At 71.9% G+C, this 26,771-nt stretch carries 26 protein-coding genes, 1 pseudogene and 1 riboswitch; of the genes and pseudogenes, 12 read left to right on the top strand and 15 right to left on the bottom strand.

Annotated features, from left to right (window positions below):
* Window positions 1-869 (bottom strand): cation:proton antiporter (locus ACIP4Z_RS24035; protein WP_401311273.1); only part of this gene is annotated, 869 nt, incomplete at its 3' end.
* 6 nt (window positions 870-875) lie between these two features.
* Window positions 876-1,361: a cation:proton antiporter regulatory subunit gene (locus ACIP4Z_RS24030; RefSeq protein WP_188281150.1), complete on the bottom strand. Its 486-nt coding sequence runs from the start codon at window positions 1,359-1,361 to the stop codon at window positions 876-878.
* 286 nt (window positions 1,362-1,647) lie between these two features.
* Between ACIP4Z_RS24030 and ACIP4Z_RS24025 the strand changes: the two genes are divergently transcribed.
* A complete protein-coding gene (locus tag ACIP4Z_RS24025) occupies window positions 1,648-2,547 on the top strand; it encodes an aminoglycoside phosphotransferase family protein (protein ID WP_401311270.1) in 900 nt (299 codons plus the stop codon).
* Window positions 2,548-2,705: 158 nt separating this feature from the next.
* Here ACIP4Z_RS24025 and katG read toward each other — a convergent pair whose 3' ends face one another.
* A complete protein-coding gene (gene katG / locus ACIP4Z_RS24020; protein WP_401311267.1) occupies window positions 2,706-4,934 on the bottom strand; it encodes a catalase/peroxidase HPI in 2,229 nt (742 codons plus the stop codon).
* 391 nt (window positions 4,935-5,325) lie between these two features.
* Here katG and ACIP4Z_RS24015 point away from each other — a divergent pair, with 391 nt between their 5' ends.
* Complete coding sequence (locus ACIP4Z_RS24015) at window positions 5,326-5,736, top strand: Fur family transcriptional regulator (protein WP_188281148.1); 411 nt, start codon at window positions 5,326-5,328, stop codon at window positions 5,734-5,736.
* 32 nt (window positions 5,737-5,768) lie between these two features.
* Here the strand turns inward: ACIP4Z_RS24015 and ACIP4Z_RS24010 are convergent, their stop codons facing one another.
* Window positions 5,769-6,422 carry a TetR/AcrR family transcriptional regulator gene (locus tag ACIP4Z_RS24010; RefSeq protein WP_401311264.1) on the bottom strand — a complete coding sequence of 218 codons (654 nt, stop codon included), beginning with the start codon at window positions 6,420-6,422 and terminating at the stop codon, window positions 5,769-5,771.
* 81 nt (window positions 6,423-6,503) lie between these two features.
* Here ACIP4Z_RS24010 and ACIP4Z_RS24005 point away from each other — a divergent pair, with 81 nt between their 5' ends.
* A complete protein-coding gene (locus tag ACIP4Z_RS24005; RefSeq protein WP_401311261.1) occupies window positions 6,504-7,397 on the top strand; it encodes an NAD(P)H-binding protein in 894 nt (297 codons plus the stop codon).
* A gap of 12 nt (window positions 7,398-7,409) precedes the next feature.
* On the opposite strand, the gene ACIP4Z_RS24000 is transcribed toward ACIP4Z_RS24005, so the two are convergent.
* Window positions 7,410-8,483: an alkene reductase gene (locus ACIP4Z_RS24000; RefSeq protein ID WP_355341004.1), complete on the bottom strand. Its 1,074-nt coding sequence runs from the start codon at window positions 8,481-8,483 to the stop codon at window positions 7,410-7,412.
* Window positions 8,484-8,648: 165 nt separating this feature from the next.
* Between ACIP4Z_RS24000 and ACIP4Z_RS23995 the strand changes: the two genes are divergently transcribed.
* On the top strand, window positions 8,649-9,068 hold the full coding sequence (locus ACIP4Z_RS23995) for a MerR family transcriptional regulator (protein ID WP_401311258.1): 420 nt from the start codon (window positions 8,649-8,651) through the stop codon (window positions 9,066-9,068).
* Here the strand turns inward: ACIP4Z_RS23995 and ACIP4Z_RS23990 are convergent.
* Window positions 8,977-9,804, bottom strand: coding sequence for a cobalt-precorrin-6A reductase (locus ACIP4Z_RS23990; protein ID WP_401311255.1), 828 nt, complete (start codon window positions 9,802-9,804; stop codon window positions 8,977-8,979). The genes ACIP4Z_RS23995 and ACIP4Z_RS23990 overlap by 92 nt on opposite strands.
* A complete protein-coding gene (gene cobF / locus ACIP4Z_RS23985) occupies window positions 9,801-10,574 on the bottom strand; it encodes a precorrin-6A synthase (deacetylating) (protein WP_401311252.1) in 774 nt (257 codons plus the stop codon). The genes ACIP4Z_RS23990 and cobF overlap by 4 nt, the downstream gene beginning before the upstream one ends.
* Window positions 10,575-10,629: 55 nt before the next feature.
* Window positions 10,630-10,778, top strand: a riboswitch (cobalamin riboswitch).
* A gap of 102 nt (window positions 10,779-10,880) precedes the next feature.
* Between cobF and ACIP4Z_RS23980 the strand changes: the two genes are divergently transcribed.
* The 4 genes from ACIP4Z_RS23980 (at window position 10,881) to ACIP4Z_RS23965 (ending at window position 14,005) form a co-directional block, all read left to right on the top strand.
* The gene (locus tag ACIP4Z_RS23980) at window positions 10,881-11,030 is read left to right on the top strand and encodes a CbtB-domain containing protein (RefSeq protein WP_188281174.1); all 150 of its coding nucleotides are present in this window, start codon (window positions 10,881-10,883) and stop codon (window positions 11,028-11,030) included.
* Between the two features lie 42 nt (window positions 11,031-11,072).
* A complete protein-coding gene (locus ACIP4Z_RS23975; RefSeq protein ID WP_391161940.1) occupies window positions 11,073-11,936 on the top strand; it encodes a CbtA family protein in 864 nt (287 codons plus the stop codon).
* Between the two features lie 4 nt (window positions 11,937-11,940).
* Window positions 11,941-12,759, top strand: coding sequence for a (2Fe-2S)-binding protein (locus ACIP4Z_RS23970; RefSeq protein ID WP_401311248.1), 819 nt, complete (start codon window positions 11,941-11,943; stop codon window positions 12,757-12,759).
* 103 nt (window positions 12,760-12,862) lie between these two features.
* Window positions 12,863-14,005 carry a HoxN/HupN/NixA family nickel/cobalt transporter gene (locus tag ACIP4Z_RS23965; protein WP_401311245.1) on the top strand — a complete coding sequence of 381 codons (1,143 nt, stop codon included), beginning with the start codon at window positions 12,863-12,865 and terminating at the stop codon, window positions 14,003-14,005.
* A 31-nt stretch (window positions 14,006-14,036) separates the two neighbouring features.
* Here ACIP4Z_RS23965 and ACIP4Z_RS23960 read toward each other — a convergent pair whose 3' ends face one another.
* Window positions 14,037-14,846, bottom strand: coding sequence for a putative protein N(5)-glutamine methyltransferase (locus ACIP4Z_RS23960; RefSeq protein WP_401311242.1), 810 nt, complete (start codon window positions 14,844-14,846; stop codon window positions 14,037-14,039).
* Between the two features lie 353 nt (window positions 14,847-15,199).
* Here ACIP4Z_RS23960 and ACIP4Z_RS23955 point away from each other — a divergent pair, with 353 nt between their 5' ends.
* The 3 genes from ACIP4Z_RS23955 to ACIP4Z_RS23945 are packed head-to-tail and all read left to right on the top strand — an operon-like array spanning window position 15,200 to window position 18,296.
* Window positions 15,200-16,531 carry an ABC transporter substrate-binding protein gene (locus tag ACIP4Z_RS23955; RefSeq protein ID WP_401311239.1) on the top strand — a complete coding sequence of 444 codons (1,332 nt, stop codon included), beginning with the start codon at window positions 15,200-15,202 and terminating at the stop codon, window positions 16,529-16,531.
* A complete protein-coding gene (locus ACIP4Z_RS23950) occupies window positions 16,498-17,403 on the top strand; it encodes a carbohydrate ABC transporter permease (RefSeq protein WP_401311236.1) in 906 nt (301 codons plus the stop codon). The genes ACIP4Z_RS23955 and ACIP4Z_RS23950 overlap by 34 nt, the downstream gene beginning before the upstream one ends.
* The gene (locus ACIP4Z_RS23945; protein WP_355341031.1) at window positions 17,400-18,296 is read left to right on the top strand and encodes a carbohydrate ABC transporter permease; all 897 of its coding nucleotides are present in this window, start codon (window positions 17,400-17,402) and stop codon (window positions 18,294-18,296) included. The genes ACIP4Z_RS23950 and ACIP4Z_RS23945 overlap by 4 nt, the downstream gene beginning before the upstream one ends.
* A gap of 37 nt (window positions 18,297-18,333) precedes the next feature.
* Here ACIP4Z_RS23945 and ACIP4Z_RS23940 read toward each other — a convergent pair.
* Window positions 18,334-18,738, bottom strand: a pseudogene (locus tag ACIP4Z_RS23940) (substrate-binding domain-containing protein); the annotation flags it as partial.
* Window positions 18,659-21,205, bottom strand: a complete 2,547-nt coding sequence (locus ACIP4Z_RS23935; RefSeq protein ID WP_401311233.1) for a glycoside hydrolase family 2 protein — start codon at window positions 21,203-21,205, stop codon at window positions 18,659-18,661. The pseudogene ACIP4Z_RS23940 and the gene ACIP4Z_RS23935, both read right to left, overlap by 80 nt.
* A 326-nt stretch (window positions 21,206-21,531) precedes the next feature.
* Here ACIP4Z_RS23935 and ACIP4Z_RS23930 point away from each other — a divergent pair, with 326 nt between their 5' ends.
* Complete coding sequence (locus ACIP4Z_RS23930; RefSeq protein ID WP_355341037.1) at window positions 21,532-21,909, top strand: DUF1801 domain-containing protein; 378 nt, start codon at window positions 21,532-21,534, stop codon at window positions 21,907-21,909.
* A 52-nt stretch (window positions 21,910-21,961) separates the two neighbouring features.
* On the opposite strand, the gene ACIP4Z_RS23925 is transcribed toward ACIP4Z_RS23930, so the two are convergent.
* From ACIP4Z_RS23925 to ACIP4Z_RS23905, 5 genes are all read right to left on the bottom strand, one after another.
* The gene (locus ACIP4Z_RS23925; protein ID WP_401311230.1) at window positions 21,962-22,516 is read right to left on the bottom strand and encodes a hypothetical protein; all 555 of its coding nucleotides are present in this window, start codon (window positions 22,514-22,516) and stop codon (window positions 21,962-21,964) included.
* Window positions 22,517-22,647: 131 nt separating this feature from the next.
* Window positions 22,648-23,997 (bottom strand): DUF58 domain-containing protein, encoded by a 1,350-nt coding sequence (locus ACIP4Z_RS23920; RefSeq protein WP_401311227.1) that lies wholly within the window; start codon window positions 23,995-23,997, stop codon window positions 22,648-22,650.
* Entirely contained in the window at window positions 23,994-25,016 is a 1,023-nt protein-coding gene (locus ACIP4Z_RS23915; RefSeq protein WP_391045062.1) for an AAA family ATPase, read from the bottom strand. The genes ACIP4Z_RS23920 and ACIP4Z_RS23915 overlap by 4 nt, the downstream gene beginning before the upstream one ends.
* Before the next feature lie 127 nt (window positions 25,017-25,143).
* Window positions 25,144-25,662 carry a hypothetical protein gene (locus ACIP4Z_RS23910; protein WP_401311224.1) on the bottom strand — a complete coding sequence of 173 codons (519 nt, stop codon included), beginning with the start codon at window positions 25,660-25,662 and terminating at the stop codon, window positions 25,144-25,146.
* On the bottom strand, window positions 25,659-26,666 hold the full coding sequence (locus ACIP4Z_RS23905; RefSeq protein WP_401311221.1) for a DUF4129 domain-containing protein: 1,008 nt from the start codon (window positions 26,664-26,666) through the stop codon (window positions 25,659-25,661). Before ACIP4Z_RS23905 ends, ACIP4Z_RS23910 begins: the two co-directional genes overlap by 4 nt.
* Between the last annotated feature and the right edge of the window lie 105 nt (window positions 26,667-26,771).

The following is a 26,771-nucleotide window of genomic DNA, read 5'->3' as shown; positions in this document are numbered from 1 at the left end:
ACCGGCGGGATGTCGGCGGGGATGGTGCTCAGGCCGAAGAAGACGAAGAAGACCGCCGCGAACAGGTCCCGCAGCGGGGTCAGGAGATTGCGGGCTCCTTCGGCGACCTCACCGGAGAGCGCGATGCCGACCAGGAACGCGCCGACGGCGGCGGACACCTGGAGCTGCTGGGCGACACCGGCCACCAGCAGGGTCAGGCCGAGCACGACCAGCAGCAGCATCTCGGGATTGTCGGAGGAGACGGCGCGGCTGATCAGCCGCCCGTGGCGCAGCGCCACGTACAGGACGATCCCGACCGTGCCGAGCGAGATCAGCAGTGTGAGGGTGCCGCCCGCCAGGCTCACGCCCGCCAGCAGGGCGCTGAGAATCGGCAGATAGACCGCCATCGAAAGGTCTTCGAGGACCAGCACACCCAGAATGAGCGGGGTCTCACGGTTGCCGAGACGGCCGAGGTCCCCGAGGACCTTCGCGATCACACCCGACGAGGAGATCCACGTCACGCCCGCCAGCGCGACGGCCGCGACCGGACCCCAGCCCAGCAGCAGCGCGGCCACCGCGCCGGGTACGGCGTTGAGCGCGAAGTCCACCGCGCCCGAGGGGTACTGCGTTTTCAGATTCGTGACGAGTTCCGAAGCGCTGTACTCCAGGCCGAGCAGCAGAAGCAGCAGGACGACGCCGATCTCGGCGCCGGTGGCCACGAAGTCCTCACTGGCGTGCAGCGGGATGAGCCCGCCTTTGCCGAAGGCCAGCCCCGCGAGCAGATAGAGCGGGATCGGCGAGAAGCCGACACGTCCCGCGAGGCGGCCGAGGATGCCCAGGGCGAGAATGATCGCCCCGAGCTCGATGAGCATGTCGGTCGTGTCGTGCACAGGCTCTTATCCTCCTGTGATCAGTTCCGCGACGGCGTCCACACCTTCGCGGGTGCCGACGACGACAAGGATGTCGCCGACCGCGAAGCGGAAGTCGGGAGTGGGCGACGGCACGGCGGCCGTCCGGCGGAGCACGGCGACGATCGAGGCGCCGGTACGGGTACGGGCCTGCGTGTCGCCGAGCGTGCGGCCCGCGTACGGCGACCGTTTGCTCACCGTGATGTGCTCGGTGACCAGGTCGATCTCGAAGTGCTGGCGCAGGTGCGCGACCGGGTCGGGCGGGAGCAGTTCGGCGAGCGCGCTCACTTCGTGCGGCTCCAGGACCACGGCGTCCTTGCAGGCGTCGTCGTCCTCCGGGTCGTGGAACGCCAGGGTGCGCCGCCCGTCGTGGTGCACGACCACCGACAGGTGCCGACCGGCGTCGGTGGACACGTCGTAGCGGATGCCCACCCCCGGGAGCGGGGTCTTGCGCGCGTGGACGGTGTGCTGCATTGCGTGCTCCAAGGGGGACGGGACGTGTCGTGTGAACGGCGTCCGGGCCGACCGGTGTTGGTCGGGCGGTCGGGCGGCGCGGCGCGTTCGCCGGGTCGGCGGCGACCGCGGCTCCTACCAGGGTCGCGGGCGGACCGACCGAGCCATAGTAAAGGAATGGCAAATGGATTGCGGGGGCGGGATCGGGCACCCCTCGCCGGCCCCCGGCGGGGCGCCCGCGCGGCGGGGCGGCGAGGGGGGAAAAGCGGTTGACGGGAGCCGCCGCCGCGAGGTCGTATGACGCCCCATGACCACCCCGCCCATGCACCCTGGCCTGCACCCCATCGACGCCGACCTCGTACGGCGGCTGGTGGCCGAACAGTTCCCCCGGTGGGCGGGGCTCGACGTGCGGCGGTTCCCGTCCGGCGGCACGGTCAACGCGATGTACCGGCTCGGCGACGACATGGTGGTCCGTCTGCCGCTCGTGGCGGGCGGGGCCGGGGATGTCGCGCTGGAGCAGGAGTGGCTGCCGCGGCTCGCGCGCCTGCTGCCCGCGGCCGTTCCCGAAGTCCTCGGCGCCGGGGAGCCCGCGCGGGGGTATCCGTGGCCGTGGTCGGTGTACCGGTGGCTGGACGGCGAACCGCCGGAGGCGGGGGCGCTGAGCGAACCCGTACGCCTGGCGGAGGACATCGCCGGATTCGTGCGGGCGATGCGGGACGTCACGCTGCCGGACCCGCCGCCCGCCTATCGCGGCGAACCGCTCGCCCACCATGACGCGTCGACCCGGTCGGCGATCGCGCGACTGCGCGGGATTCCGCAGGAGGGCGTCGATTGCGACGGCCTGACCGCCGTGTGGGAGGACGCCCTGCGCGCGCCCGTCCGGGACGGGCCGCCGGTGTGGGTGCACTCCGATCTGATGCCGGGCAATCTGCTGGTGTCGGGGGGCCGGCTGACCGCGGTGATCGACTTCGGGTGCGCGGGCGTGGGCGATCCGGCCTGTGACCTGTTCCCCGCGTGGAATCTGCTGCCGCCCGACGCGCGGGAGGTCCTGCGCGGCGCGCTCGGCGTCGACGACGCGACGTGGAGGCGCGGGCGGGGCCGGGCTCTCTCCCAGGCGGTGAACGCGCTGCCGTACTACCGCGAGACGAATCCGACGATGGCACGTAACGCCCGGCATGTGATCCGCGCGGTGCTCGCCCAGGACTGAGCCCCCGGGCCGCTGGGCGCCTGGGCACCCGGCGGCCGAAAGGGCCCCGCACACAGCGACGTCCGGGGCGGCTTCTGCGAACCGCCCCGGACGTCGTGGCCGGGATGTGCGTCAGACGCGGTCAGGCGTCCTCACGCGGTGCCCCGGAGGCACCGTTCTCAGACCAGGTCGAACCGGTCGAGGTCCATGACCTTGGCCCACGCCGCGACGAAGTCGTTGACGAACTTCTCCTTCGCGTCGTCGCTCGCGTAGACCTCCGCCAGGGCGCGCAGCTCGGAGTTCGAGCCGAAGACCAGGTCGGCGCGGGTGCCGGTCCACTTGACCGCGCCGGAGGCGTCGCGGCCCTCGAAGGTGTTCGCGTCCTCGGACGTCGCGCTCCACGTCGTGCCCAGGTCGAGCAGGTTGACGTAGAAGTCGTTGGTCAGCGTGCCGGGGGTCTCGGTGAGGGCGCCGAGGGCGGACTGCTGGTAGTTGGCGCCCAGGACGCGCAGGCCGCCGACGAGGACGGTCAGCTCGGGGGCGCTCAGGTTCAGCAGGTTCGCCTTGTCGATCAGCAGGTACTCGGCGGGCAGCCGGTTGGCCTTGCCGAGGTAGTTGCGGAATCCGTCGGCGGTCGGCTCCAGGGCGCTGAACGACTCGACGTCGGTCTGCTCCTGGGTCGCGTCCACGCGGCCCTGCGTGAACGGCACCTGAATGTCGAACCCGGCCGCCTTGGCGGCCTGCTCGACCCCGACGCCACCGGCCAGCACGATCAGGTCGGCGAGGGAGATCCCCTTACCGCCGCTCTGGGCGGCGTTGAAGGACTCCTGGACACCTTCCAGGGTGCGCAGCACGGTCGCCAACCGGTCGGGCTCGTTGACCTCCCAGCCGATCTGCGGCTGGAGACGGACGCGCGCGCCGTTGGCGCCGCCGCGCTTGTCGCTGCCGCGGAAGGACGAGGCCGAGGCCCACGCGGTGGAGACGAGCTGGGCCACCGACAGCCCGGAGCCGAGGATCTGGCTCTTGAGGGCGGCGAGGTCGGAGGCGTCGAGCGGCTCGTGGGTGGCGGCGGGCAGCGGGTCCTGCCACAGCAGCACCTCGGAGGGGACCTCGGGACCGAGGTAGCGCACGACCGGGCCCATGTCGCGGTGGGTCAGCTTGTACCAGGCGCGGGCGAAGGCGTCCGCGAACTCGGCGGGGTTCTCCAAGAAGCGCCGCGAGATCTGCTCGTACGCCGGGTCGACCCGCAGCGCGAGGTCGGTGGTGAGCATCGTCGGGGCGTGGCTCTTGGACGCGTCGTGCGCGTCCGGTACCGTGCCGGCGCCCGCGCCCTCCTTCGGCCGCCACTGGTTGGCGCCCGCGGGGCTCTGGAACAGCTCCCACTCGTAGCCGAAGAGGATCTCGAAGAAGCTGTTGTCCCAGGCGGTCGGGGTGTTGGTCCAGGTCCCCTCGAGACCGCTGGTGATCGCGTCGCCGCCCTTGCCGGTGCCGTAGCTGTTCTTCCAGCCGAGGCCCTGCTGCTCGATGGAGGCGGCCTCGGGGTCGTCGCCGACGCTGTCGGCCGGGCCCGCGCCGTGGGTCTTGCCGAAGGTGTGGCCGCCCGCGATCAGCGCGACGGTCTCCTCGTCGTTCATCGCCATCCGGCGGAAGGTCTCACGGATGTCGCGGGCCGCGGCCAGCGGGTCGGGCGTTCCGTTGGGGCCCTCGGGGTTGACGTAGATGAGGCCCATCTGGACGGCGCCGAGCGGGTTCTCCAGCTCGCGGTCGCCCGTGTAGCGCTCGTCGCCGAGCCAGGTGGTCTCGGGGCCCCAGTAGACGTCCTCGTCGGGCTCCCAGACGTCCGCGCGACCGCCGCCGAAGCCGAAGGTCTCGAAGCCCATCTGCTCCAGGGCGACATTGCCGGTGAGGATCAGCAGGTCGGCCCAGGACAGGCTCTGGCCGTACTTCTTCTTGACCGGCCACAGCAGACGGCGGGCCTTGTCCAGGTTGGCGTTGTCCGGCCAACTGTTGAGCGGGGCGAAGCGCTGCTGGCCCGCGCCGCCGCCGCCGCGGCCGTCGCTGATGCGGTACGTGCCCGCGCTGTGCCACGCCATACGGATCATGAAGGGGCCGTAGTTGCCGAAGTCGGCGGGCCACCAGTCCTGGGAGCTGGTCAGCACCTGCGCGATGTCCTGCTTGACCGCCGCGAGGTCGAGGGTCTTGAACGCCGCGGCGTAGTCGAAGTCCTCGCCGAGCGGGTTGGCCACGGCGGGGTTCTTGGCAAGGATCTTCAAATTGAGCCGCTCGGGCCACCACTGGCGGTTTCCGCCGCCCTGAGTCGGGTGCGGCGCGCGTCCGTGCGCGACCGGGCAGCCACCCCCGCCCTCCGCCTTCGCGTCAGTGACGATTGCATCATGGTTCTCAGACATGGGAATCCTTCCGGACCAGGCGGATCACGGTGCTCAGGAACTGCGCGGAAATGGAACAGTCGGGGCGCTCGGCCCCGGGAGACGACCGCGGTTCGTCGGGCGACAAGTCGAACGACGAGCCAGGGTCATCGGACACGGTCGGGCGGGCGGTGGCCGTGACGCGGGCGGTCCCCACCCTCAGGCCGACGCCGCGCGACTTCACGGCGGTGGTCCCGTCACGTCTCCGTCTCCTGCCCTGCTGGGGGCTTCCTGTCCCTTGGCTATCGCCGGAACCGATCCTACGATGGACTGTGTCCAAGTCAAGAAGCGGGCCAAGCTCATATCCCATCAGACTCCGGACGCCCATGAGTAAACTTCGGGCATCCCGCCGAACCTGAATAGGTGAACCGACATGAGTGACCTGCTGGAGCGGCTGCGCGGACGCGGCTGGCGGATGACCTCCCAGCGCCGCGTCGTCGCCGAGGTTCTCGACGGCGACCACGTCCACCTGACGGCCGACGAGGTGCACGCCCGCGCGGCCGGGCGGCTGCCGGAGATCTCGCGGGCCACCGTCTACAACACCCTGGGCGAGATGGTCGCGCTCGGCGAGGTCATCGAGGTCTCCACCGACGGCCGCGCCAAGCGGTACGACCCGAACGCGCACCACGCCCACCAGCACCTGGTGTGCTCGCGCTGCGGCACGATCCGGGACGTCCACCCGACCGGCGACCCGCTGGCCGACCTGCCGCCCGAGGAGCGCTTCGGTTTCACCGTCTCGGCGTTCGAGGTCACCTACCGGGGTGTGTGCCCGTCCTGCGCGTGAGGACCGCGCCTCAGCGCGGACGCCGGTAGCCGTCAGTCCTCGGCGGCGGGCAGCGCCGTCGCGACCACCCGGCGGATGGCGGGCAGGTCGACGCTCGCGGCGAGCGCGTCGTCCTCCGGCATGCCCGTGGTCGCGTCCTCGACGTTGAGCAGGGTGCGGAAGACGCGCGGCAGCACGGTGCGGCCGAGCAGGTCCTCGGCGAGGGCGGCGCCGTCCTCGGGTCCCATGCCGTAGCGCTCGACGAGATACGCGGCCAGCCGTTCGTGGGTGGTGGCGAACATGGCGTCGAAGTACGCGCGCGAACTGGCGGGCAGCCACGCGGCGGCGGCGATGCTCAGCCGGCAGGTGCGCACCTGCGACTCCCAGGTCATGAGCTGAAGGAACCGCCCGCAGAACAGGGTGACGGCCTCCGCGGGGTCCGCGGAGTACGCGTCGGGCGTCCGCAGCCTGCCGAGGTAGAGCTCGCGGACGAGTCCGAGGACGGCGAGGAACAGCTTCTCCTTGTTCTCGAAGTGCGCGTACAGCGACCGCTTGGACGTCCCGGCGCGGGCGGCGACGGCGTCCATCGAGGCGCGCTCGTACCCGGCCTCGAGAAACACGTCCTTGGCCATGAACAGGATGTGGCGCCGCAACTCCTCGCCCCGTCGCTGCTCCCCGCGCTGTCGCGGCCCGCCTTCTTCGGTCATCGGCTTGTATCCTCAAAAGTAAACGGTACGGTAGAGTTTACTTGTTCGAGCGACCTTTTCCCATGCCGCTGGAGTGAACTCATGATCGTCATCACCGCACCTACCGGAAATATCGGACACCAGGTGGTCGACCGCGTTCTCGCCGCCGACGAGCCGGTCCGCGTCGTCGTCCGCGACCCCGCCCGGCTGAGCGCCGACGTCCGCGAGCGCGCGGAGGTGGTCCAGGGCTCGCACGGCGACCCCGAGGCCGTGGCCCGCGCCCTCGACGGCGCCGACGCGCTGTTCTGGCTGCCGCCGCCCAACCCCCACGCGGCCACCCTAGACGAGGTGTACTCCGACTTCGCCCGGCCCGCCGTCGAGGCGATCCGCGCCTACGGCGTCAAGCACGTCGTCAGCGTCAGCTCCCTGGGCCGCGGCACCGCCTACGCGGACCGGGCCGGGCATGTGACGGCCACGCTGGCCCTGGACGACCGGCTCGCGGAGACCGGCGCGGCCTTCCGGTCCCTGAATCTGCCCAGCTTCATGGACAATCTGCTCCGCCAGGCCCAAGTGATCAAGGCGCAGGGCGTGTTCTTCAACGCGCTCTCCCCCGACCGCGCGATGCCCACGGTGGCCACCCGCGACATCGCCGCCGTCGCCGCCCGCCTGCTGCTCGACCCCTCGTGGAGCGGCCGGGAGGACGTACCGCTGCTCGGCCCCGAGGACCTGTCGCAGAATGACACGGCCGCCGTGATCGCCGACGTCCTCGGCTTCCCGGTCCGCTACCAGCAGGTCCCGGCGGGGCCGTTCAAGGAGCGGTTCCTCGGCGCGGGCATGTCCGAGGCCATCGCCCAGGGCATGCTGGACATGGCGATCGCCAAGGACGGCGGCCTCGACAACGGGATCACCCGCACTCCGCAGCACGCCGTCGACACCCCCACCACGCTCCGGCAGTGGTGCGAGGACGTCCTCAGGCCCGCGGTCGAGGCCGCCTGACCGACGAGGGTCTCAGGCCGCGTACTGGTGGGAGGAGTACGTGAGATAGCCCGCGTCGCCGCCCTGGTAGTACGTGGCCTCGTCGACGGGGGCCAGCGGCAGGCCGACGCGCAGCCGCTCGACCAGGTCGGGGTTGGCGATGAAGCCGCGGCCGAAGCTGATCAGGTCGGCGCCCAGCGCGAGCCAGTGGTCGGCGTCATCCCGGCCCGTCTGCTTGGGGCCCATCGGCAGCACGGGGTTCATGATGAGGGTGCCGGGCCACGCCCGGCGCAGAGCGGTCAGCACCTCCTCGTCGGCGGTCGCCTCCAGGTGGACGTACGCCGGTGAGAGCGCCGCCAGTTCGGTGAGCAGCGCCGCGTACAGCTCCGGTACGTCGTCCTCCCGAACGCCCCAGAAGGTGGCGCCCGGCGAGAGCCGGATGCCGGTGCGGTCCGCGCCGACGGCCTCGACGGTGGCGGCGACCGCCTCGACGGCGAAGCGGATCCGGTTCACGACCGAGCCGCCGTACCCGTCGGTGCGCAGGTTGGCGTTGGACGAGAGGAACTGCGAGATCAGATAGCCGTTGGCGCCGTGCAGTTCCACCCCGTCGAACCCGGCGTCGACCGCGCGGCGGGCGGCGTCGCCGTACGACCGCGCGTGCTCGGGGATCTCGGCGGTCTCCAGGGCGCGGGGCGTCGGGGCGGGCTGCGGGCCGGTCGGAGTGAACACCTCTCCCACGGCGGCGACGGCCGAGGGCCCGACCGGCAGCGTCCCGATGGTGTCGGGGTGCGAGACCCGGCCGCCGTGCATGAGCTGGGCGAAGATCCGGCCGCCGCTGGCGTGCACGGCGTCGGTCACCGGGCGCCACGCGGCGGTCTGCTCGTCGGTGTGCAGTCCCGGCGTGCCCGGGTTGGACTGCCCGATCGCGCTCGGCTGCACGCCCTCGCTGACGATCAGCCCGGCGGTCGCCCGCTGGGCGTAATAGGCCGCCATCGACGGTGTCGCCAGCCCGCCCGCCGCGGCCCTGACCCGGGTCATCGGGGCCATGACCAGCCGGTTGGGCAGGGTCAGACCGCCGAGCCGGTAGCTGGTGAAGAGGTTCGTCACGTCGGGCTCCTTCATGCGTAGCGCGTCACTTCCGTACCGCCCGGTCGCCCGGACGCGACTGCTACGCTAAAACCTGACATTGACGTCAGAGGCAAGCTCTGTGACGCAGACCATAGCCCGCCCGGGAGCCACCGCCCGGGCGGTGGGAACAGCCGGGAGGACATCGTGCGGATCGGGGAACTCGCGGCGCGGGCCGGGGTCAGCGTGCGGTCCGTGCGCTACTACGAGGAGCAGGGGCTGCTCACCAGCGTGCGCAGCGGCAGCGGGCAGCGGCACTACACGGACGAGGAGGTCGAGCGCGTCGCCTTCATCCAGCGCCTCTACGCGGCGGGCCTGTCCAGCCGCACCATCGCCGAACTGCTCCCCTGCGTCGACTCCCCCAGCGAGGAGAACTCCGACGCCGCCCTCGACCGGATGGCCCTGGAGCGCGACCGCCTCTCGGCCCATATCGACGACCTCGTCCGCACCCGCGACACCCTCGACGCCCTGATGGTCACGGCGCGGACCCACCGTGACCAGGTCCTCGCGGGGACGGCCACCCCCACGGAGGCGGCCAGGTCCTGCGTGGGGCACGCAGCAGGCTGACGGCCTCCGCGGGGGTCGCGACGACGGGGACGGACTCCGGCGGGGGCGGGCGGCGGACGATCACGACGGGGATGCCCGCCTCACGGGCCGCCGTGAGTTTGGGGGCCGTCGCTGCGCCGCCGCTGTCCTTGGTGACCAGGACGTCGATCCGGTGCTCGCGCAGCAGCGCCCGTTCGGACTCCACCGTGAACGGGCCGCGGGCCAGCAGGACATGGACGTGCGGGGGAAGCGGCGGGTCCGGCGGGTCGACCGAGCGTGCCAGCAGGAATGTGGCGGACGCCGCGGCGAAGGCCGCGAGGTCGCCGCGCCCCGTGGTCAGGAAGGGACGGCTCCCGAGGCCCGGCAGCAGGGCCGCCGCGTCCGCGACGGAGTCGGCCCAGTGCCAGCGGTCGCCGGGACCGGCCGCCCAGCCCGGCCGGCGCAGCACGAGCAGCGGCAGGCGTACGGCGCGGGCCGCCTCGGCCGCGTGGGCGCTGATGACGGCGGCGAAGGGATGCGTGGCGTCGACCACCGCGTCCACCTGTTCCTCGCGCAGCCAGCGGGCCAGCCCGTCCGCTCCCCCGAAGCCGCCGATCCTGACCCGGCCGTCCGGCAGCCGGGGCTCCGCGACCCGCCCGGCCAGCGAACTCGTCGTCACCAACCCCGGTTCGGCCGCGAGCAGCTCCGCGAGCCGCCGGGCCTCCCCCGTACCGCCGAGGATCAGCACATGCCTCGACTCCGCGCCGGGCGAGGTCACTTGGGGACGCCGCGCCGCAGCAGATAGGTGTCCATGATCCAGCCCTTGCGCGCCCTGGCCCGCGCCCGTACGTCGCTGATCCGTTGCGCGAGGGCGTCGTCCAGCGGTCCGGACAGCAGGATCTCGTCGGGCGTGCCGAGATACGCGCCCCAGTAGATCTCCAGCCCCTGGCCGGTGAAGCGCCCGAAGGTCTGGTGGGCGTCCAGCATCACCACCACGTCGTCCACCCCGTCCGGCAGCCCGCCGTCGGCGAGCCTGCGCCCGGTGGTGATCTGCACCGGCCGCCCGACCTGGTTGAGGCCCGTGCGGTGCTTGGCGGCCAGCGACGAGACGCTGCTGACGCCGGGCACGACCGTCCACTCGAACGCGGCGCTCCCCCGGCCGTGCACCTCTTCGAGAATGCCCAACGTGCTGTCGTACAGGGCCGGATCGCCCCAGACGAGGAACGCCCCGCAGCCGTCGTCCGGCAGTTCCCCGGCGATCAGCCGCTCGTAGATGTCGGCGCGGCGCCGTCGCCAGTCGTCAACCGCGTTCGCGTAGCCGGGAGTTGTCCGTTCCCGGTCGCGCTCCGGGTCGCGCGCGACGACCACGCGGTGCGGCCGTACGGCGTGCCGCCGCAGGATCTCCTCGCGCAGCGCGACCAGATCGGCCTTCTCCTCGCCCTTGTCGAGCAGGAAGAACACCTCGGTGCGGCCGATCGCCCGCACGGCCTGGAGGGTGAGCTGGTCCGGGTCGCCCGCCCCGATACCGATGACGAAGATCTGTTTCACGGTCCGGAGTCTCGCACAGCGGTCAGGGGCGTATGTCACAACGTCGCAGGCCCGATTGACGTGCCTGTTCGACAGCCCCTACGCTCAATTACGTGATGGCGTGAGGAAGCTGGTGAAAATCCAGCACGGTCGCGCCACTGTGTAGCCGGTCATCGAGGAGGTGGCCGGTGAGTCAGATACTCCGCCGTCACAACGCCCCATTCGATCGAGGGACGCCGAATCCCTGAAGGAGGCCCACCCGTGAGCTCTGTGTCCGCTCCCACCACCACCGCCACACCGGTTGTCCTGCCGGTCTCGAAGGCCGTGATGTGGCTGGTAGGCACCGCGATCCTGGCTTTCGCCGTCTACTACTTCATCGGTGTCGACCAGGGCGCGGTCAGCGTCTTCGGCAAGGACACCCACATCCACGAGTTCGTCCACGACGCCCGGCACTTCCTCGGTTTCCCCTGCCACTGAGTTCGCGCCGACGGAGCCGACAGAACAGACGGACAATTCGACATGGAAAAGAAACTCATCCTGCGCGGCATAGTCGTCGGCGCAGTCGCAGGGCTGCTCGCATTCCTCTTCGCGCGGATCTTCGCGGAGCCGGACATCAGTAAAGCGATCGACTACGAGAGCGGCAGGGACGACGCGCAGGCCGCGCTCGACAAAGCCGCCGGGCTGCCGATGGAGCACGCGGGACACGAGTTGTTCAGCCGCACCGTCCAGGCGGACGTGGGCATCGGCGTCGGCATGATCTTCTTCGGCATGGCCATGGGCGCGCTCTTCGCGGTCGCCTACGCGGTCTGCCTGGGACGCGTCGGCAATCTGCGGGCGCGCAATCTCGCGCTGCTGGTCGCGGGCGGCGGATTCCTCGGCATCTACCTGGTGCCGTTCCTCAAGTACCCGGCGAATCCGCCCGCCATCGGGCACGAGGACACCATCAAGGACCGCACCGGGCTCTATCTGGTGATGGTCGTGTGTTCGCTGGCCTTCCTGGTCGGCGCGGCACTGCTCGGCAGAAGGCTCCAGGCCCGGTTCGGGAACTGGAACGCGACCCTGCTCGCCGGTGCCGCCTTCGTCGTCGCGATCGGCGTGGTGATGGCGCTGCTGCCGCAACTGGGCCACCTGGCGTACAACAAGGAGAATTTCGGCAACCACGCGACGGAGACGCCGCTGCCGCTCACCGACGACAAGGGCCGGATCGTCTATCCGGGATTCCCCGCCGATGTGCTGTTCTCCTTCCGCTTCTACTCGGTGGCCGCGCAGCTCCTGCTGTGGACGGTGATCGGGCTGGCCTTCGGCCCGTTGGCCGAGCGGGTGCTCGCCTCGCGCACCGCCCCCGCCGCGCAGACCGGCAGGACGGACCCGGTCAGCGCGTGAACCGATGAACGACGACGCGCCGCCGCCGTCCGAGCCACCCGCCGAGGCGTCCCGGACGGCGGATCTCGCGGCCCTCGGCCCGTTCTTCGCCGCCGAGGGGCACCGCGCCGGTTCCGATACCGGCGCCCCCTGGCGGTCGATGGCCGAGCTGGCCGACGGCGGACCCGCGCTCGGCGACCGGGTGGCGGGCGTCAGGCGGTATCTCGCGGCGGCGGGCGGCCGGGAGGCGGAGGCCGTGGAACCGCGGGTCGCCGCGTCCGTGGCCCACCTCGGCCTGGTCGCCCGGGTGCTGTCGCCGACGCTGGCCCTCGCGGTCCTGCGCGGCGAGGTCGCGCCGGGCCTGCGGCTCGCCGATCTGCGCTGGCAGCCGGTCCTGGGCGGCCCCTTCCCGCTGTCGCTGCCGCACACGGCTCAGGAAACCGGCCAGGACACGGCTCCCGGCGCGCCCGCGGGAGGGGAGGCCCTGGCCGCCGCCCTCGCCCGCCATCTGCTCGACGGGCCGGTGCGCGAACTGGCCGACGCCTTCGCGCCCTTCAAGGTGTCCCCGCACATCCTGTGGGGCAACAGCGCCTCCGCGCTGAACGGCGCCGCCGGGATGCTCGCCGCGGCGCGCCCCGCCGACGCCGGGCGCGTACGGTCGCTGGCCGCCCTGCTGCTGGACCGGCCGCCGCTGCGCGGTACGAGCACGGGGGCGCGTACGGGCGTACCGGGCGCGCCTTTCCGCCGGCGCAGTTGCTGCCTGATCTACCGGGCCGCGCCGGGGGGCGCGGGCGGGCTCTGCGGCGACTGCGTCCTCGCGCCGGTGGTACCGGCACCCCGCTGAGCTTGGGGCAGGCCAGGGTGGGCATCCTTATTGCCAGTACCTTGCAACAAGGACAGAGGTGCGTCTAGCTTGGCTTCGCCCGCTTCGACAAAGGACTGATGAAATGACCACCGCCACGTCTCCGGACGCATCGGCACCACCAGGGTCCCGCTGGCGCCGCATCGCCGGCTCGATGACCCGCGCCGAGTGGACGAGGGTCGGCGGCATGTTCGCCTTCATCCTCGCCCTGCACGTCATCGGCTGGTTCACGCTGGTGGCGATCGTGGCCCCCGAGCACTACAGCCTCGGCACCAAGTCCTTCGGCATCGGCATCGGCGTCACCGCGTACACCCTCGGCATGCGGCACGCGTTCGACGCCGACCACATCGCGGCGATCGACAACACCACCCGCAAGCTGATGGGCGAGGGCAAGCGGCCCCTGTCGGTGGGCTTCTGGTTCTCGCTGGGCCACTCCAGCATCGTCTTCGGCCTGGCCTTCCTGCTCTCGCTCGGCATCAAGGCGCTCGCCAATCCCGTCGAGGACGACAACTCCCAGCTCCACAACGTCACCGGCTGGATCGGCACCACCGTCTCCGGCACCTTCCTGTACGTCATCGCCTTCATCAACCTGGTGATCCTGGCCGGGATCTGGAAGGTCTTCCGGCAGATGCGCGAGGGCCACTTCGACGAGGCGGCGCTGGAGGAGCAGCTCAACAACCGCGGTTTCATGAACCGGTTGCTGGGCCGGGTCATGAAGTCGATCACCAAGCCGTGGCAGATGTACCCGCTGGGCCTGCTCTTCGGCCTCGGCTTCGACACCGCCACCGAGATCGCGCTGCTGGTGCTCGCGGGCTCCGGCGCGGCGTCCGGGCTGCCCTGGTACGCGATCCTCTGCCTGCCGGTGCTCTTCGCCGCGGGCATGTCGCTGCTGGACACCATCGACGGCTCGTTCATGAACTTCGCCTACGAGTGGGCGTTCTCCAAGCCGGTCCGCAAGGTCTACTACAACCTGACCATCACCGGCCTGTCCGTCGCCGTCGCCCTCATCATCGGCACCGTCGAACTCCTCGGCCTGGTCGCGGACAAGGCGGGATTCCACGGCGCCTTCTGGGACTGGGTCGGCGGGATCGACCTCAACATCGTCGGCTACGTCATCGTGGGCCTGTTCTTCGCCACCTGGGCCGTCGCCTTCGCCGTCTGGCGGTTCGGCAACATCGAGGAGAAGTGGTCGGCGGGCCTGCGCACCGCCGACCAGCAGGCCGACTGACCGACGGCCCGCCCGCCGCTCGGGGCGGGCCCTAGCCGCCCGCCCCGAGCGGCGGGCGGGTGCCGACGACGACGGTCGCGTACAGCTCGTCCGAGTCGGTGACGTGCGCGCGGAGCCCGGCGGCGGTGAAGAGGCCGACCGCCCGCCGGGCCTGCCGCTCGCTCGACTCGACCAGCAGGGAACCGCCGGGGGCGAGCCAGTCGGTGGCCCGCGCGGCGACACGGCGCATGACGTCGAGGCCGTCGGCGCCTCCGTCGAGCGCCATCAGGGCCTCGTGGTCGCGGGCCTCGGGCGGCAGCAGGCCGACCTCTTCGCTCGGTACGTAGGGGACGTTGGCGGCCAGCAGCCCGACCCGTCCGCGCAGGTCGGCCGGGAGCGGCGCGAAGAGGTCACCCTCGTACACCCGCCCGCCGACGCGGGCCACATTGCGGCGGGCGCAGCGCACCGCGGCCGGGTCGAGGTCGGCGGCGTGCAGTTCGACGCCGCCGCCGAGCGCGGTGGCCAGGGCGACGCCGACGGCCCCCGAGCCGCAGCACAGATCCAGGACGACGGCGCCGGGCGCGGCGAGCCCGGCCGCGACCTGGACGAGGAATTCGGTACGGCGGCGCGGTACGAAGACGCCGGGGTCCACGGCGAACCGCTGTCCGGCGAACTCGGCCCAGCCGAGGACGTGTTCGAGCGGCAGACCGTCCGCGCGGCGCGCGACCATCTCGGTGAGTTCTTCGGGGGTCCCGGCCGCCGCGATGAGCAGCCGCGCCTCGTCCTCGGCGAAGACGCAGCCCGCCGCCCTGAGCGCGGCGACGACGGTGGATTCGGGCGACGGTGCGGTGAAGTCCGACATGTAGAGCCTTTCGGGAAGCCCACGGGCACTCCCCCGGCCTCACCTACGTCGGAGAGACCGCTCGGCCGTACGGCGGGAGCACCCGGCCTGCGATACCGGTAATCGGTCCCACCTCCTCGGCTGATCTCCACTGCTGTGGCGGGTCCTGGCCCGCCGCTGACGGCATCGACCCTACCCCACGGCGCGCCGCGCCCGTCGCCCCGAACCCGCGCCCTCGGACGGCGGCGCGCTGAACCGCAATGTAACGGTTAAGCATCAGCGCTGAATCAGTCCCTTTACCGGCCCACAACCCAATGCAATAGTGCGGTCGTTCCGCCACTGAATCGCTTAAGTACCGCGCTGTGGAGACGGAGATGGTGCACATGAAGGGCAAGGCACTCGCCGGGTCGCTGCTGGCGACCATGGCGCTGCTCGCCGCGGGTTGCGGTGGCGGGGGCTCGACGTCCAAGGGCGGTACCGCCACCGTGCCCGCCGACCCGTCGGCGGTGTCGGGTGACATCAAGGTCCTCACCCAGCGGACCGACCTCGTGCAGGACGGCACGATGAAGAAGTACGCCGCCGCGTTCAGCAAGCTCTACCCGAAGGTGCGGGTGACCTTCGAGGGGATCACGGACTACGAGGGCGAGGTGAAGATCCGGATGAACACCTCGAACTACGGCGATGTGCTGATGATCCCGGCGGCCATCAAGACCGACGACTACCCGAAGTTCTTCGCCTCGCTGGGCAGCGCCGAGGAGTTGGGAAAGAAGTACACCTTCACCGGCAAGGCCACGGTCGGCGGCAAGGTCTACGGCATCGCGAACTTCGCGAACGCGGCGGGCTTCGTCTACAACAAGGCCGTCTGGCGGCAGGCCGGGGTCACCGGCTGGCCGACCACTCCCGACGCCTTCCTCGCCGACCTCAAGGCCGTCAAGGCCAAGACCTCCGCGACGCCGTACTACACCAACTACAAGGACGGCTGGCCGCTGACCGCCTGGACCTCGGTGCAGGGCGCGGCCACCTGCGACGCCAAGGCGGCCGACGAGCCCGCCACCGACCCGGACCCCTGGCGCGCGGGCACCGACCTGAACGTCGGCGACACGCTGCTCTACACCATCGTGCACGACAAGCTCTCCGAGCAGGACCCGACCACCACCAACTGGGAGAACAGCAAGAATCTGCTGGCCACCGGCAAGATCGCCACCATGTGGCTGGGCTCGTGGTCCATCGTGCAGATGCAGGACGCGGCGAAGAAGGCCGGGCGCGACCCGTCCGAGATCGGCTACATGCCCTTCCCCTCCCAGAAGAACGGCACCTTCTGCACCCCGGTGGCGCCCGACTACCAGGAGGCGGTGAACGTCCACTCCAAGAACAAGGCGGCGGCCCGCGCCTGGATCGACTGGTTCACCGACAAGTCCGGCTACGTGCAGACCAATCAGGCCGTCCCCACGCTCAAGGGCGGACCGCTGCCGTCGGCCCTCAAGCCGTTCCAGGACGCCGGTGTGCGGTTCGTGGAGATGTCGCAGGCGCAGAGCGCCAAGGTCACCAGGATCGACAACCAGTCCGAGATCGGCATGACCGACAAGCCCGAGTACCGCCAGCACCTGATCGACGTGGCGCGCGGCGCCGCGGGGGGTGATCTCCCCGGCATCTTCGCCGGCCTCGCCAAGAAGTGGGCGAACGCGCAGAAGGCCGCCGCCCTGTGACGCGCGCCCGGGCCTGGCGGACCGTGACGCCGTGGCTGTACCTGGCGGTGCCGCTCGCTCTGCTGATCACGTTCACCTACCTGCCGGTCGGCACCATGATCAGGGACAGCTTCACCGACTGGGACGGGGTCAGCCCCGACCGGAACTACGTCGGGACCAAGAACTACGTGGAGCTGTTCACCAGACCCGAGCTGTTCCAGGTCTTCTTCGTCAGCGTCTACTACCTGGTGGCGTCGGTGGCGCAGATCGCGCTGGCGCTGTACTTCGCGACCGTGCTCAGCTTCGACCTGCGGTTCCGGAATCTCTTCAAGGGCCTGCTGTTCTTCCCCTACCTGCTCAACGGGGTCGCGATCGGCTTCGTCTTCCTGTACTTCTTCCAGCCGCACGGCACCCTCGACACCGTGCTGAGCGCCTTCGGGGTGCACGGGCACCACTTCTGGCTGGGCAGCGGGCGGACGGCGAACACCTCGCTGTCCGCGGTGTCGGTGTGGCGCTTCATGGGCCTGAACTTCGTGCTGTTCCTCGGCGCGATCCAGTCGATCCCCGGTGAGCTGTACGAGGCGTCGGAACTGGACGGCGCCAACCGCTGGCAGCAGTTCCGGCACATCATCGCGCCGGGCATCAAACCGGTGCTGAGTCTGAGCGCGATCCTGGCGATCTCCGGCTCGCTGTCGGCGTTCGAGATCCCGTACATCATGACCGGCGGCGCGGCGGGCACTCAGACCTTCGTGATCCAGACGGTGAAGCTGGCCTTCGAGTTCAACAAGATGGGGCTGGCCTCGGCGGCGGCCGTCGCCCTGCTGGTGATCATCTTGCTGGTGACCTGGTTGCAGCGCGTCGTGGTGCCCGACGAGAGGAACGATCTCGTATGACCTCGCTGCTCGTCCGCGACACGGCGCAGGCCCCGCCGCCGGAGACCGTCGACCGGCCCGCCCGCACCCGCAGGGTGCTGGTCAGAGCGCTGGTGTACCTCTCGCTCGTGCTGGCCTCCGCGGTGGTGCTGCTGCCGCTGGTCGCGGTGTTCCTGACCTCGCTCAAGACGTCGCAGGAGATGACGGCGGACGGCGGGGCGCTGTCCCTGCCGCACAACTGGCTGAACTACCACAATTATGTGACGGCCTTCCGGGCCGGGAAGATGCTGCGCGCGTTCGGGAACACCGCCTTCATCCTGGTCTTCTCGATCGCGGGCACGGTGCTGATCGGCTCGATGGCGGCGTACGCGATCGACCGGTTCCACTTCCGGCTGCGGCGGCTGGTGATCGCGCTGTTCCTGATCGGCTCGCTGGTGCCGAGCGTGACGACACAGGTGGCGACCTTCAAGATCGTGAACAACTTCGGCATGTACGACAGCCGTTGGGCACCGATCGTGCTGTACATGGGCACGGACATCGTGTCGATCTACATCTTCCTCCAGTTCATCCGGAGCATTCCGGTCTCGCTGGACGAGGCGGCCAGGATCGACGGCGCGAACACCTTCACGATCTACTGGCGGATCATCCTGCCGCTGCTCAAACCGGCCATCGCCACGGTGGTGATCATCAAGGGGATCACGGTCTACAACGACTTCTACATCCCCTTCCTGTACATGCCGTCGGAGAGTCTGGGGACCATCTCGACGTCGCTGTTCCGCTTCAAGGGGCCCTACGGCGCGCATTGGGAGGACATCTCGGCGGGCGCGATCCTGGTGATCGTGCCGACGCTGGTGATCTTCCTGTTCCTCCAGCGGTTCATCTACAACGGATTCACCAGGGGCGCGACGAAGTAGGGACGCAGCGGGAGCGAAGCGGACCGGCGCTCGCCGGTCAGGTCGTACGGGCGGGCGGGGCGGTGCTCTCGCGCGGGGTCAGTACCGGGGTGGCCACCGGTCCCGTCCCGGGTGTGCCGCCCTTCAGCACGGTCAGCAGCCGCCGGGCCACCTCGGCGCCGAAGCCGAAGACGTCATGGCTCATCGCCGACAGCTTCGGCGGGGTGAGCTGGCACAGCTGCGAGTCGTCCCAGGCGAGCAGCGAGACGTCACGGGGGACGGCGAGGCCCATCTCGGCGGCCACCGACAGACCGGCGACGGCCATCAGGTCGTTGTCGTAGAGGATCGCGGTGGGGCGGCGTCCCGGCTCCCGGCCGGAGGGCTCACCGCTCGTCGCCCGGATCCGTGCGCTGGACCGCGGAGTTGACGCAGTACAGCGCCGCGGCGGCGGCTCCGGGCTCCGGCCGGTCCCAGCCGCGTACGGTGATCGTGACGCGCTCGCCGGGCAGCAGGGTGACCAGGCCCCGGTCGGCGTGGGCCGCGGGGTCGAGCCGGTCGGCCTGGAGCAGCAGATCGCGCAGGAGCGTCCGGGCGGTGACGGTCACTTCGGTGGCGCCGCCGTCAGAGGTGGCCAGCTCCAGGTCCCAGCGGGGCGCGGGGTAGGCGAAGTCCTTGTCCCTGGCCGGGAACCACAGGGCGCGGACGTCCTCGCCGCCGCCGGGTCCTTCGGCCTCGACGGTCAGCAGTTCCTTGGTGCTGTCGCCCGGCGGTACGAGGTCGCGCGGTACGGCGATCTCGGCGACCGTGCGGGCCGTCGCGGTGAACGGCAGCCGGGCTTCGGCGAGTACGGCGCCGTCCACCGCGACCCTGCGCAGGACCGCCGTGCCCGACCAGTCCCGCGCGCTCTGGTTGACCAGGGCCGCGATCAGGCCGTCGGCGCGCTCCTGGACGGTGAGCAGCCGGTCCGCGTAGAGCCGCTTCAGCTCGTGGTAAAGCGGCTTCTCGCGCTCGTCGCCGTCGATCGCGGCCCACGAGGTCACCGGCCAGCAGTCGTTGAGCTGCCAGACGACGGTGCCCGCGCAGGCAGGCCAGTGCGAGCGCCAGTGCTCGATGCCGCACGCGATGGCGCGGACCTGGTTGACCTGCGTCAGGTAGTGCCAGGTGTCGAAGTCGGCGGGGGCCGGGAAGTGGTGGGCCAGGCCGCGGTCCAGCTTGCCGTTGCCGTCGGCGGCCTTCTGGTGGTGCAGCATGCCGGGCGAGTCCGGGGTGAGCGGGTCGTCGGTCAGCGCCCGGCGCAGCGTGGCGTACGCGGGCGGCGCCTGCCAGCCGAATTCGGCGACGAAACGCGGCACGTCCTCCAGGTAGCCGGTCCAGTCCCGGCGGTTCCACACCTCCCAGGAGTGGGCGGTGCCGTGCGCCGGGTCGTTGGGGTGGTGGTTCCAGGAGCCGGACCAGGGGCTGCCCGCCCAGTAGGGCCGGGTGGGGTCGGTCTCGGCGACCACGCGGGGCAGCAGGCCCAGGTAGTAGCCCTCGCCCCAGGACGCGCCCGCCAGATCCTGCTCCCAGTCCCAGTCGCGGAAGCCCCACAGATTCTCGTTGTTGCCGTTCCACAGCACGAGGCTGGCGTGCGGGGCGAGCCGGGCCACGTTCTCCCGCGCCTCGGCCTCCACCTCCGAACGCAGCGGCTGCTCCTCGGAGTAGGCGGCGCAGGCGAACAGGAAGTCCTGCCAGACCAGCAGCCCGGCCTCGTCGCAGGCGTCGTAGAAGTCGTCGCTCTCGTAGATCCCGCCGCCCCAGACGCGGATCAGGTCGACGCCCGCGTCCTTGGCCTGCTGGAGCCTGCGGCGGTAGCGGTCGGGGGTGATCCGGGTCGGGAAGACGTCGTCCGGGATCCAGTTGACCCCGCGGGCGAATATCGGCTCGCCGTTGACCAGCAGGGTGAAGGGGGTGCCCTTCTCGTCGGGGGCGGTGTCGAGGGTGACGGTGCGGAAGCCGATGCGACGCTGCCAGTGGTCGAGCGCGACGCCGCCTTCGCCGTCGGTGCCCTCGGTCCCGGCGTCGACGAGGGTGACCTCGCAGTCGTACAGCGGCTGGGCGCCGTAGCCGTGCGGCCACCACAGCTCGGGGCCGGGCACCTCGGCGGTGACGGTGCACCGGTCGGCGCCCGCGGGCACGTCGGCCTCGACCCGCGTCTCCCCCACCCGCAGGCGGACGGTCAGCGGACGGTTCAGGCCGGACGCGGTGCGCTCGATCTCCAGCCGGGCCTCGACCCGTCCGGTGCCGTCGGCCACCGTGACCAGCGGGGTGACGCCCGACAGCCGCGCGGTCGACCAGTGTTCGAGCCGCGCGGGCTTCCAGATCCCGGCGGTGACCAGTGTCGGACCCCAGTCCCAGCCGAAGGAGCAGGCCATCTTGCGGATGTACTGGAAGGGCTCGGGGTACGAGTTGGGCCGGTCGCCGACCAGCGCGCGGACCCGTTCCGCCTCGGTGTAGGCGGAGGTGAAGGCGACGGTCAGCGCGGTCTCGCCCGCCGGTCCGTACCGCTCGGTGACGTCGTACCGGTAACCGCGGTGCATGTTGCGCGTGGCGCCGAGGACGGTGTCACCGAGGCGGATCTCGGCCGCCGTGTCCAGGCCGTCGAAGACCAGGTCGGTGCGCTCGTGCCCGGTGGCACGCGGCGGCAGCACTGTCTCGTACGTCCAGTCCGCGCGTCCCACCCACGCCGCCGCGGTCTCGTTCCGGTCCAGGAACGGGTCCTTCAGCAGCCCGGCGGCCATCAGGTCGGTGTGCACGCAGCCGGGTACCTGGGCGGGTACGGTGCCGGACCCGAGCGCGGGCGCGGCGTCCCCTCCGGCTCCGCCTCCGGCTGCCGACCCGGACTCGGGAAGGCGCAGCCTCCAGCCGTCGGCGATCGGCGTGACGTCCTTCATCCCTGCTCCTTGCCTGCTGTTGCCTTGCCGCCGGGCGGTTTCCGGCCGGTTGTCGGCCCCGTGGCCCGCGGCGCCCAACCTAGCGACCCCGCCGACCGGCTGTCCATTAAACGGTAAAGCACCACAAGTGCTGATGGGAAGCGGGGTGTTCCCTTGATGTCAGGGGTTTTGCTGAACCGATACAGGGCCGGCCCGGAGCCTGTCCGGGCCGGTGCGGGACCCGGCGGACCGTGGCGGTGAAAAAACCTCCGCCGGAGGCGATGAGTTTCGGACGCCGCGCCGGTCAACCCCGCACAAGCCGTATCCGATCCTCGGGAGTGATCCGCATGGCCACGTCCACCACCACCGTCACCGACTACCTCGCCGCCCTGGAGGAGCCGCTGCGCGAAGTCGGCACGAAGGCGCGGGAGATCATCGAGGCCGCGCTGCCGGACGCGCCCGGCGCCATGTGGCACGGCCACCCGGTGTGGAGCCTGGGCGGAGCGCCGGGCGTCGCACCGGTCTGCCTGCTCAAGGCGTACGGCTCCTATGTGACCTTCGGGCTCTGGCAGGGCCAGCAGGTCGAGGACGCCAGCGGGCGGCTGGAGCCGGGCGCGCGGGCCATGGCCTCGGTCAAGCTGCGCGCTCTGGACGACGTGGACGCCGAACTGTTCACGCGGTGGCTCGCCCAGGCCCGCGCGCTGGCCGCGGCGGAGTCGGCCTGAGCGCGGGAGGCCGCGGCACGCGGCGAGGCCGCACCGCGCGAGGAGGCGGCGGTCAGCGCGGGCCGCGCCGGCCGCGCACGGCCAGGGCGACGCAGCCGACCGTCGCCGCCAGGGCCAGCGCGGCGGGCAGCCGTGCCCAGTCGGTACCGGCCACCGGCACCGTCGCGCAGACGAAGGTCAGGGCGACGGCCGCCGCCGCGGTCAGGGCAGGGGCCGGGCCGCGGGCGGCGCGCGGCGCGGTCGCGCCCCGCGTCCAGTCGTCGGTGATCAGCAGATACGCCAGGAAGAGGCCCACGACGCAGGCGGCCAGCCAGGTCGGCGGTTCGGTGACCGCCGCGGCCACCACCGACCCCACGGCGAGGACGGTGGAACGGCGGCGGGCGGCGATCTTCGCCCAGCGCATCGAATTGCGCACCGGCCGCTCGTCCACCATCGGCGCCGCCCACCAGGCGACCCCGGCCACCACGAGCAGCGCCACCTGTGCGCCGAGCGAGTGGCGTACGGCCTCCGGCGCGTCGCATGCCGCGAGCGCGAGCGCCACGGCCAGACAGCGGGCGGGCAGTTGGGCGGGGAGCCGGATGCGGCGGGCCGCCCGGGCGGGGGCCAAAGGTGCAGAAGGCGCTGCGGGCGCATCGGCCGAGGGGGCCGGGGCCGCGGGCGTCAGGGCGGGAGCCGAAGGTGCCGCGGGCGTCAGGGGCGAGGGTGCCGGGGCCGCGCCCGGCCGCTCCGCCGTACCGCTCATCGCCTGCCTCCGTGGATACGTGTGCGCACCAGCGGCGCCAGGGCCAGATCGAGGGTCTCGCCGCGCTCGTGGGTGACCACCGCGATGCCGCGCTCCTTCAGCGCGAAGCGCGTCGCGTCCCGCTCGGACCGCCACAGCCGCAGGCCCAGCTCCGCGTTGACGTCGCCGGGTTCGATGTACGGGTCCGCGGTGGCGATCTCGATCACCACCAGGGCGAGGGCCCGCGCCGCCACGCGATGCAGCACGTCGAGGATCCGCTGGTCGGCGAGCGGCGTGAAGACGTACACGATCGCGCCTTCGGGCAGCGCGGGCGGCGGGAGGTTGCTCACGCCCTCGGTGCGGTAGGAGATGTCCTTGCGGACTTCGAGGACGCTCTCGACGATCCGGTAGAAGTAGCCGTCCCCGCTGCCCGGCTGGAGCCAGCGGGTCGTGCCGCCCACCGAGACGACGCCGACCCGGTCGTGGGTGCGCAGATAGGCGCGGGCCAGTCCGGCCGCCGCGCGGAAGGTCTCGTCCAGCGAGGACGTGCCGGTGACCGGGTCGAGGACGTCGCCGAGTCCGTCGAGCATGACGACGGTGTCGGCGGCGCGCTCCGCGGCGAACTGCTGGAGTTGCAGGGAGCCGCGGCGGGTCGTGGCGGGCCAGTTGATCCGCCGCTGCCGCTCGCCGCGGATGTACGGGTGCACGCCGGTGACCTCGACGCCCTCACCGCGCTGCGCCGCGGTGTGCTCGCCGAGCCGCTGCGGGAGGCGGACCGGGATGGGCGTCATCCCGGCGCGGGACGGCACGGGGAACACCCGCACCTCGCCGAGGTCCGCGCGGACCGTGCGGCGGGCGGTGCCGCCCGCGTCGTAGAGGTCGAGGTCGACGGTACCGAGCGTCCAGCGGCCCCACCGCTCGGCGGTCAGCCGCAGTTCCACGCGCGAGCTGCCCACGGTGAGATGGTCGAGCCGCACACCGGGCCCCAGCGTGACGCCGGGGTCGAGCCGCCCGCGGTCGCCGTCGTACGCGACGGTGATCCTGGCGGTGACGGTCTCGTCCTCGAACAGCCGCCGCGGTTCGACGTCGACCGTGACGTCCATCCGCGCCGTGCGCGTGCCGTACGGGAGTGAGAGCGCGAGCAGCACCAGCGGGCCGGCGGCCAGCGCGAGCAGCCACGGCCGTCCGGTGAGCAGGGCGGCGGCGACGGCGACCGCGGTCACCGTGCCGTACCGCAGGGCGCGTTCGCCCGCGCGCCAGCCGGTCGGCGGCGGCGGCGGTGGCTCCGCGGGCACGGCCCGCCGCTCGCCGGGCGGAGGCTGGGCACCGCCGAGCGCGCGGGCGACGGCCGCGTGGGGGTCGGTCATGACGCGACGGCGTCACGGGCCGCCAGCGGCAGGGTCTGCGGGGCGGGTACGGACTGCACGATCTCCCGGATCACGTCGTCGGCGTTGATCTGCCGGACCCACAGCTCGGGGCGGAGCGTGACGCGGTGGGCGAGCGCCGGGACCGCCACCCACTTCACGTCCTCGGGGGTGACGTAGTCCCGGCCGTCGAGCACGGCGCGGGCGCGGGCGAGTTGGACCAGCGCGAGGCCGCCGCGCGGTGACGCGCCGACCTGGATGTGCGCGTGGTCGCGGGTCGCGCCGACCAGCGCCACGATGTACTCCAGCAGGTCGTCCTCGACCTCGACCCGCTCCACCGCCGCGCGCATCGCGAGCACTTCCGACGGTCCGCTGAGGGTGCGCAGCTTCGCCTCGGGCGCGGCCCTGTCGATCCTGGACCGCAGCATGTCGGTCTCCTGCGGCGCCGACAGATAGCCCATCCGCACCCGCAGCAGGAACCGGTCGAGCTGCGCCTCGGGGAGGGTGTACGTGCCCTCGTACTCGATGGGGTTGGCGGTCGCGATCACCACGAACGGGTCGGGCAGTTGGCGGGTGCTGCCGTCGATCGACACCTGGGACTCGGCCATCGCCTCCAGCAGGGCGGCCTGGGTCTTGGGCGGGGTGCGGTTGATCTCGTCGGCGAGCAGCAGGTGCGTGAAGACGGGGCCGGGCCTGAAGACCATCTCGCCGCTGTGCTGGTCGTAGAAGGGCGCGCCGGTGACGTCGGAGGGCAGCAGGTCGGGGGTGAACTGGATGCGGCGGAATTCCAGTCCGAGGGTGGTGGCGAAGGATCTGGCCAGCAGCGTCTTGCCGAGTCCCGGCAGGTCCTCGATGAGGACGTGGCCGCCCGCGAGCACGCCGAGCATGACCAGCTCCAGCGGTTCCGGCTTGCCGACCACGGCGGTGCGGATCTCGGCGAGCACCTCGGCGGCCCTCTCACCCGCCCGCCGCGGGCTCAGGGCGTCGGCGTCGTGGTCGGATATGCGCTCGGAGCTGGTCACTGCGGTCCTCACCTTGCCTGGTCGTGGAGCGTCGTGAAACGGGGTACGGGGGCGGGGCGGCGCACGGCGCACGCGCGGAATACGGGCACGGGGCGGCGCACGGCGCATGCGCGGAATACGGGCACGGTCACAGCGTCTCCAGCCGGTCGAGCAGCGACCGCAGTACGGCTTCGGGAATCGCCGGCTGCGGCGGGCCGGTCGTCGGGTCGATCCACGGCCACAGGTCGGGACCGACGATCGCGCGGGCCCGGTCGGGGCTCTTGCGCAGCAGCACCCCGTGCCGCTCGGCGAGCCGGGCCGCGAAGAGCCGCTGCAGCTGCGGGCGGAGCGTGGAGTGGAAGTGCAGGGCGCCTTCGGGGCCGAGCGCCTTGCGGACGACCCGCGGCCATTCGCCGAGCGCCGGGGCGCGACCGCCGAGCAGCCGTACGGACTTGCGGTATCCGCTGTCCTGCGCGCCCGCGCCGCCGACGTACCGGGCCACGCCCAGCGCGACGACGGTGATCAGGGCGAGGCCGGTGGCCGCGGCGACGAGGCCGTCGGTGAGCGCGAGCAGCACTTCGGCGGCGACGACGAGGCAGCCGAGCAGGGTCAGCGAGTGGCGTACGGAGCCGGGCGGGCCCGCCGCCCGCCGGAGGTGTTCTTTCACTGTGCGGCCTCCGCGGCTGCTTCGGTGGTCCGCTCCCCGGGACCGCCGCCGTCGCCCGACGCGGCCTCGTCCGGGGCGAGTTGGGCGGCGATCTCGGTGAGTGCCCGCGCGGCGCGGTCCCGGTGGCCGTCGTCCATGGGGTGGGTGGAGTAGCGCGCCTCACGGAAGAGCGCGGTGAGCGCCGCCGCGCTCGGGCCGGCCAACCGGCCTGCCGTGACGGCCCGTTCGAGCAGGTCCTGCGGGCTGTCGGAGGCGCGGCGGGCGATGCCGGAGGCGGCGAGGGACCGTTCCATGGCGGCGTAGCAGGCGATGACGGCGGCGCGCGCGTCGGCGTCGTCCCGCAGCGCCCGGCGCCCGGACTCCACGGCCTCGGCGAGCACTTCGTCCTCGTCGTCGGCCTGGTCGTACCCGGGGCCGTCCTGCCGCTCCGCCTCGCCCGACCGCAGATAGCGCCAGAGCAGCACGGCGGCGAGGACGACGGCCAGCACCAGCAGTCCGATGCCGATGCCGATCAGGACGTGTGTCAGCCAGGAGGGGAAGCCGTGGTTGTCCTGGTGCCTCTTGAGCGGACGTGGCGATGTGGGGGCGCTGGGGGTCGGCGCGGTGGCGTCTCGCCATTTGCGGTCCTTGCCGCCGCCTGAGGTACGGCCGGACGCGTGGAACCGGTGCATGACGAAGATCAGCAGTGGGACGACGAAGGCGGCGCCCAGCAGTGCGGCGCGGACCACGTCCGCGAGCCGCTGCCGCAGTGGGTCGGACTCGGCGTCGTCACCGACCTGGAGCACATAGCGGTTGTGGAGCATCAGCGCGCCGATGAACCACGCGAGGCCGAGCGCCACCACGAACACATTGCCGCCGAGCGGTCCGCCGCCCTTGCCGAACGCCTTGCCCTCGGGCCGCAGCACCAGGGCGCTGAGCGCCAGACCCGCGATCACCAGGACGCCGAGCGCCGCCCGTGCCCCGGCGCTCGTCCGCGGCCCTCCCCCGTTCCCCGCCCGTCCCACCGCCACCTCCCCTTGTCGCGGAAGGCAGCTTCGCACACGAGTCCAGGGCTGTCAGCAGGCCCCCCGCCGGGGCGGACGCGCTGACGGGGGGGGCGGGAGCGGGCC

Origin of the sequence: Streptomyces sp. NPDC088910 (assembly GCF_044749865.1) — a bacterium.
Taxonomy (GTDB): Bacteria; Actinomycetota; Actinomycetes; order Streptomycetales; family Streptomycetaceae; genus Actinacidiphila.
The sequence above is the reverse complement of the archived record's forward strand: the minus strand, read 5'-3'. Positions and strand labels throughout refer to the sequence as shown.

Excerpts from the sequence above, each read along its gene's own strand:
- ACIP4Z_RS24030 (WP_188281150.1), bottom strand. The coding sequence starts at position 1,361 with ATGCAGCACACCGTCCACGCGCGCAAGACCCCGCTCCCGGGGGTGGGC.
- ACIP4Z_RS24025 (WP_401311270.1), top strand. The coding sequence starts at position 1,648 with ATGACCACCCCGCCCATGCACCCTGGCCTGCACCCCATCGACGCCGAC.
- katG (WP_401311267.1), bottom strand. The coding sequence starts at position 4,934 with ATGTCTGAGAACCATGATGCAATCGTCACTGACGCGAAGGCGGAGGGC.
- ACIP4Z_RS24015 (WP_188281148.1), top strand. The coding sequence starts at position 5,326 with ATGAGTGACCTGCTGGAGCGGCTGCGCGGACGCGGCTGGCGGATGACC.
- ACIP4Z_RS24010 (WP_401311264.1), bottom strand. The coding sequence starts at position 6,422 with ATGACCGAAGAAGGCGGGCCGCGACAGCGCGGGGAGCAGCGACGGGGC.
- ACIP4Z_RS24005 (WP_401311261.1), top strand. The coding sequence starts at position 6,504 with ATGATCGTCATCACCGCACCTACCGGAAATATCGGACACCAGGTGGTC.
- ACIP4Z_RS23980 (WP_188281174.1), top strand. The coding sequence starts at position 10,881 with ATGTGGCTGGTAGGCACCGCGATCCTGGCTTTCGCCGTCTACTACTTC.
- ACIP4Z_RS23975 (WP_391161940.1), top strand. The coding sequence starts at position 11,073 with ATGGAAAAGAAACTCATCCTGCGCGGCATAGTCGTCGGCGCAGTCGCA.
- ACIP4Z_RS23970 (WP_401311248.1), top strand. The coding sequence starts at position 11,941 with ATGAACGACGACGCGCCGCCGCCGTCCGAGCCACCCGCCGAGGCGTCC.
- ACIP4Z_RS23965 (WP_401311245.1), top strand. The coding sequence starts at position 12,863 with ATGACCACCGCCACGTCTCCGGACGCATCGGCACCACCAGGGTCCCGC.
- ACIP4Z_RS23960 (WP_401311242.1), bottom strand. The coding sequence starts at position 14,846 with ATGTCGGACTTCACCGCACCGTCGCCCGAATCCACCGTCGTCGCCGCG.
- ACIP4Z_RS23955 (WP_401311239.1), top strand. The coding sequence starts at position 15,200 with ATGGTGCACATGAAGGGCAAGGCACTCGCCGGGTCGCTGCTGGCGACC.
- ACIP4Z_RS23945 (WP_355341031.1), top strand. The coding sequence starts at position 17,400 with ATGACCTCGCTGCTCGTCCGCGACACGGCGCAGGCCCCGCCGCCGGAG.
- ACIP4Z_RS23935 (WP_401311233.1), bottom strand. The coding sequence starts at position 21,205 with ATGAAGGACGTCACGCCGATCGCCGACGGCTGGAGGCTGCGCCTTCCC.
- ACIP4Z_RS23930 (WP_355341037.1), top strand. The coding sequence starts at position 21,532 with ATGGCCACGTCCACCACCACCGTCACCGACTACCTCGCCGCCCTGGAG.
- ACIP4Z_RS23920 (WP_401311227.1), bottom strand. The coding sequence starts at position 23,997 with ATGACCGACCCCCACGCGGCCGTCGCCCGCGCGCTCGGCGGTGCCCAG.